We start from the raw sequence: 6,015 nt of genomic DNA on the forward strand, positions 1-6,015 counted from the left end.
TGACGCGGCATTCCGGAATGGCCGGAAAGGTTTCCAGCAGTCCGCTATGCGGTTCTGCCTTGGTGCGATTGAGGACTCGTCCGCGAGGTGGTTACCGACTGGTTCGGCCGGTGCGTCCGTCGCATCACGCCCTGAACCAGCCGTCCTATGAAGCGCGCCCACCGTCGCGCGCGCCAGGTCAGGCCATCGTCGATCGACAGGGAGCGCAGATGCCAGGCTTTCGCGGCCGACCATGCGTCGCATTCCGTCTTCACCGGATCGTCGTAGAACATCTCGATCTTGGTACGACCCATGCCTTCGGTCGAAAGCCAGTTCGGGATATGGACGTTGCACAGCCGTTCGACGTCGGTGAACACCTTGTCGGTGCCGGTGCCCGCGGCCGGACACGATGTCGCGAACGCGTCGCCGACGAGAACGACACCGGCTTGCCGATGATTTTCCGTGACGTACAAATCCGCCGGTCGAATCTTGATCGGCCCGATTACCTTGAAGTCGCCGGCCATGCGGTCGAAGCCGGGCATCACCGCGCGCATCGTCGCTTCCGGGTTTTCACGAAACTCGCGAAACCAGATGTCGTCCATGGGGCGATAGACCATCATGTTTGCCCGCATCGTGCTGCCGATCGGAAACAGCGTCAGGTAGGCCATGCGGTCGGCCGTTCGCTTCGGCCAGTAGGTCAGGGCCGGGAAGGGAAGCGCCGGGCGGCCGACCGGCGCGACGTCGAATCCCAGTGTTACGGAATGACACTCGCTGATGACGCGTCGCTGGAGGCCGAGCATGTGGCGCAGGCTGACGCTGAGACCATTCGCGAGCACGATCAGCCGCGCGGAGATTTCCTCGCCGTCCGCCAGCACCACGCGCTGGCGGTCATCAGTGGTAGAAACCTCGACGACCTTGGTGTGAAGGATCTCCACTCCGGGCGGGATTTGCGCGCGCGCGGTATTGACCAGCGTGTCATACATCACGCCGTGCTGATCGCTTGGCCTCTTCACCACCACGACACCGAACCGCGCTTCCCAGACCTCGCCGTCGATGGTGGTCGGTCGCAGTATCTCCTCAGCCAGGCCTGTTCTGCGCAGCCGCGGCAGTTGCGTGCCGCCGATCTTTTCGCAGCGCAGGTCGGGCGGATATGTGGTGTGCGGATCGATCATGATCGCGGCAATGCCGGCGCGGCCGAGCATCGCAGCCGTGGTCGATCCGGCCAGGCCGCCGCCAACGATCACAATGTCGGTATAGCGCATACACAGGGCCCTTGTTCCGCGGTGCTATCCTTGCGCCTCAAAAGGCAAAGAAACCTTGAAGGACATCATGCGATCGAGGGGGGATCGGGCCGCCGCGGCTTAACTGAAAAGCAATGCCGGACCAACATTATGCCGCCCAAAGCGCGGATCGCCCTCTGATGATTTCGGTAAACATTTGTTCACCAACCCCGGACCTCGCGGTGCCGTGGGACGACCTCGTCCGGCGAGCCTCTCCCAACGTGTTCATGAATCCGGTCGCACTGACTGTCGCGAACGAGACCGGCTTTGCGCACATCCGGGTTCTGCTTGCGTGGGATGACGGCGCCGAGCCAAGGAAACTGGTCGGCATGTGGGCCTTTCAGGTTCGCAGGATTTCGCGGCTATGGCCAACTCTGCTCGAGGCATTGCCCTATAACTACGCCTTTCTTTCGAACCCGGTCGTGGACCCCGCCTTCGTTCGCGACGTCATACCGGCTTTCCTGTCGGCGATCCGGGCCAGCTCCTTGCTGCCTAACGTGATCAATCTGAAGTCGCTCGACGCCGAAGCGACGAGCTTCGATATGCTTGTGAATGCACTGACGGAGCAGGGCAGGACGCAGCTTAGATTGTCCGAGAGCACGCGGCCTTTCGCGACGCCAGAGCTTGGCGTGAAACGGTCCGGCTCGACCCGGAAGAAACTGCGACAGGACTGGAACCGGCTCTCCGCCACCGGCCTGGTCGATATCGTCAATAACAAAGCAGCGGACACGGGGGAGGCGTTCGAGACGTTCCTGAAGCTGGAAGCCTCCGGCTGGAAGGGCGCGCGTGGCACGGCCCTGCTGTGCGATGCCGCGGACGCGACCTTCGCCCGGCAAATGGTCGCTGCACTCGCCGAACGAGGCAGCGCCTCGGTGGCGCTGTTGCGCGTCGATGGGCGCCCCATCGCGGCGCAGGTGCTGATGTATTGCGGTGCCACGGCCTACACCTGGAAAACCGCATTCAGTCCGGACTACGCGAAATACTCTCCGGGCGCGCTGCTGATCGATAAAATCACGGACGACCTGTTTTCCTCGGGTGGAATCTCGGCGATCGATTCCTGTTCGTATGAAGGAAGTTTCATGGCTCAGCTCTGGGCCGGACGCCGGAAAATGGTCGATTTGCTCGTCGATGTCGGGTCGGGTAAATCGTTGGCATTTTCGCTGGAGGTGGCACGCCAGCGAGGCATCGGGCGTCTTCGCCGGCTTCGCGACCAGATCCGGGCCTGGTCTGTGCCGGCCGCACCTGGAAACAAGAAGGTGAGCTTTGCCGCGCATCGCTAGAAGCATGATCCCGACCCGACCGCCACGCCAGTGCAAACTTGGAAGCGGTTTTCGGATAAGATCGTGCTCGATCAAAAAGACCGGAGTCCGATTCAACGCAATCGAAACTCCGGCAGTCCGATTCTCACATTTGCATCCGTTCGGCAGTTCGTTCTTGTGCGGCGGAACTGAGTTGACTTGCGAATGATCGATATATCTTATTATATATATCGGAAGGGCGGCCTTTTCGCCATGCCGTCGCGCTTTGCTCCGTTTTGGCATTCAGAGCAGGTGCAACGCATTCCTGAGCGCGTGTCTAGGCATGATCCCGACCCGAAAGGCCGCGCCGGCGCAAAGTGTAAACCGTGCGATACGATCGTGCTCGATCAGAAGAATCGATCAGAGTCTGAGTTCAACGCAGCCCGGATTTTGGAAGTGTTCGAATTTGTCGGCAAAGCAGGCGATGCAAGATCGGATTGGTTGAACCAGCGGCGTAAACGGGGCTCGGCTCGTCGGAGTGCGAGCCCGCTTAGCTTGCCTTTGGTCTCGCAAAGACCGAAACTGCCGGCGCCGGCTCAACTCTCCTGAAAGAACCGGTGGCTAGGGACAATGGCACAGAGACCGAAAAACGCCTTGTTGGCAAGCATACCGGACTCCGAATGGATCGAAATTCAGAAGCTGTGCGCACCCGTCAAGCTGCCGTTGGGCCGCGTGCTGTACGAACCGCGCGGCGCGTTCGATTACGTCTACTTCCCCGAGACGGCGATCATCTCCAACATCGCTCCGCTTAAGACCGACAAGACGGCTGAAACATCGACGACCGGGCGCGAGGGAGTGATCAACGTCGGAGCCATCATGGGCGACGACCAATCGATGCATCGCGCCGTCGTCCAGGTGTCCGGCGACGGCATTCGTATTTCCTTTCGCGACTTTCAGGATCTGCAATCGCGCCTGCCTGTCTTTCGACGCAAGCTCAATGCGTACTCGCGAGCATTTCTCGCGCAGGTGATGCAGTCTGTCGCATGCAACGCCAGCCACACGCTGCTTCAGCGATGCGCACGATGGCTGCTGAAGTCTCACGATCGTGTCGACGGCGATGAGCTTCGGCTCACCCAGCAATTCCTTGCCGAGATGCTGGTTGTCAGTCGCGTGGCGGTCAACGCCGAGCTCAAGAAATTCCAGCAATTGAAAGTTCTCACCTACAGCCGCGGCACCATCACGATACTGGACCGGGGGCTTCTGGAGCGCACATCCTGCGAGTGCTATCGCGCCGTCCGGCGCGAATACGACCGGCTGCTGCCGGGCTCCTTCACCAAATAAAAAAAGCCAGCTATGTAAACTAGTTGGCTATACGGTCGCTGCTTCCATCGGTACACCGAATAAATCCAACAATGGAGCGCACCGATGCCGAGACACGTCTCATTTTACGATGAATCTCTTGGAAAGCAGATCGACGGTTCGTACACCTCTGACGGCAAGGTGATTCATGCCGGTTCGGGAACGCTGGGCGCCAAGAGCGCTCCGCTCGGCTATCTTGGCAATGCCAACACGTTTCCGGTCGATCAGGAAGGCCAGGACCTGCTGGCTCAGAAGCTGCTGAGCGAGCTGGCCCATCGTGAAGCGAAGAACGGCCACGCTCACGGCCACTAGACTTTAAAATACGTCACCGTTTGCTGCGGAGGCCATTGATCGGTCTCCGCTGTGTGGGCGAGTGAAGTTACCGAAACTGACTACTCCTCCTTGGTTTTGTGCGTTACAGCCGACGCTTTTCGAAAGCTGCACCTTTCGAATGGCGTCGACCGCTTCAAGCGGCAGGTAGCACTCGCTTGAAGATGATACGCCTGTAACCGACTTTACCTGACCCACGGCACTGTTCGTCGTCACCCTTGAGGTGATCGACGGGCAGTGCTTTGGTGCGTGTGGATGTCTCCGCAGCGATCTCGCGGCATCCCGTTGCGACTCAGCGGCATCTCGCTGCGACGAGAGTCCGATCACATTTGGCGCGCGGCGTCGGTCCTGCGAACGCAGGGACCCATGATCCCTGGCGCGGGCAATTCACCACGGTGTTCGACCATGGCGTTTTCGAGCGAAGCACTGCTTTCGCAGGGAGGACCGGCGTCTGACCACGATCGGGGATGGCGAGTCGCGGCTTCGCCCGGCTCCTGGGCCACGGCTGGCCGCTTCAGACATTGAAGTTGCCGCCGCCTCCTGTCGAAACTCAGGCTATCCGGATGCTTCAGGCAGGAAGGTCCGATCTGCAGGCATCGTAATGTCCTGAGACAGCCCAAACCGGCCGCCGCCTCGCGCCGGGTCGCAATTCGATCCGTGGACGCGTCTGCCGACCGGGACAGACGATCAAGTCCGTCAGCGTCCGGCATACGCCGGAGACGCACGATCAGGGAGGTTCAGATGCAGAAGAAATCCGTGGCTCTCACGGGCAATCCGGCGAGAATCATTCGGGTCGTTTCTCGGGAACGAAAGCCGGATTCGCCGGCGCGACGGTTCAAAACTGGGTCCCAGTTCTTGGGGTCCTCCGAATTCCCCGCCGGTCTCGGCAGAACGAAGGTGGCCGGGGGAGGGTGTTGGCCAATGTCGCGGAAAGACCATTGTTTCGAAGGACATCCGTCCGGCCGGTGAAGCGTTCTGTCGCCGGTTTCACGCAGGGGAAAATCGCGCCGAATGGTCGGTGGTCAACGGGTAGAAGTGCTTCTGCTACGGCGGTTTAGCCTTGACTTGGCGACTCGCGGTGGATAAAACCCGCGCACTTAACGGCAGGCGGTGAGTTACGCCAACGTCGGAACGGACCACCCTTTCTATCTGATTTGATTGATAGAGACGGGCACCAACCTCGACGAATGCTGCTCAGACGCTGCCGATGATAGCTAGGCAATGCCAGGACGACAGTCGTTCTCTTGAGCGAGTTCTCTCGAGATTGATTTCGGATGCATGACCTCGGTGGAAGCCGGCCGGTTCCTTCCGGTTGGTGTTGATCGCGGTCCTCTGTGGCGTCGAAGCGCTTTCCGTTCAGCGATGGACGGTTGGCGCGATTTCGTTTTGCGTGAATCGTTTCACGTGTTGCGAGCGGTGGGCGGCAGCCCCGGACGAATCTGCGGAACCGATCGGGGTTTCGCGTAAAATTTAAGGGTGAAGGCGAACGATGCCGACGATCAACCAGCTGATCGCAAGTCCGCGCGTCATACAGAAGTCGCGCAAGAAGGTTCCTGCGTTGCAACAGTCGCCGCAAAAGCGTGGCGTGTGCACGCGTGTCTATACGACCACTCCGAAGAAGCCGAACTCGGCGCTTCGCAAGGTCGCCAAGGTGCGCCTGACCAATGGCTTCGAGGTCATCGGTTATATCCCGGGTGAGGGGCATAACCTTCAGGAGCATTCCGTGGTCATGATCCGCGGCGGCCGCGTCAAGGACTTGCCCGGCGTGCGCTACCACATCCTCCGCGGCGTCCTCGACACCCAGGGCGTCAAGAACCGCAAGCAGCGTC

5 protein-coding genes are annotated in these 6,015 nt (G+C 60.3%); 4 read left to right on the forward strand and 1 reads right to left on the reverse strand.

The features are described from left to right. Positions 1–44 precede the first annotated feature (44 nt). Positions 45–1,241, reverse strand: coding sequence for an NAD(P)/FAD-dependent oxidoreductase (locus BGN91_RS12820; protein ID WP_292613729.1), 1,197 nt, complete (start codon positions 1,239–1,241; stop codon positions 45–47). A 158-nt stretch (positions 1,242–1,399) separates the two neighbouring features. Between BGN91_RS12820 and BGN91_RS12825 the strand changes: the two genes are divergently transcribed. The 4 genes from BGN91_RS12825 to rpsL form a co-directional block, all read left to right on the forward strand. Beyond that, on the forward strand, positions 1,400–2,539 hold the full coding sequence (locus BGN91_RS12825; RefSeq protein ID WP_292613730.1) for a GNAT family N-acetyltransferase: 1,140 nt from the start codon (positions 1,400–1,402) through the stop codon (positions 2,537–2,539). A gap of 612 nt (positions 2,540–3,151) precedes the next feature. Beyond that, positions 3,152–3,838 carry a Crp/Fnr family transcriptional regulator gene (locus tag BGN91_RS12830; RefSeq protein ID WP_292613731.1) on the forward strand — a complete coding sequence of 229 codons (687 nt, stop codon included), beginning with the start codon at positions 3,152–3,154 and terminating at the stop codon, positions 3,836–3,838. 84 nt (positions 3,839–3,922) lie between these two features. Beyond that, the gene (locus BGN91_RS12835; RefSeq protein WP_292613733.1) at positions 3,923–4,168 is read left to right on the forward strand and encodes a hypothetical protein; all 246 of its coding nucleotides are present in this window, start codon (positions 3,923–3,925) and stop codon (positions 4,166–4,168) included. 1,507 nt (positions 4,169–5,675) lie between these two features. Then, a partial coding sequence (rpsL, locus tag BGN91_RS12840; RefSeq protein WP_292613735.1) for a 30S ribosomal protein S12 occupies positions 5,676–6,015 on the forward strand: 340 nt, incomplete at its 3' end.

Source organism: Nitrobacter sp. 62-13 (assembly GCF_001896955.1).
In the GTDB taxonomy this organism is placed as follows: domain Bacteria; phylum Pseudomonadota; class Alphaproteobacteria; order Rhizobiales; family Xanthobacteraceae; genus Nitrobacter.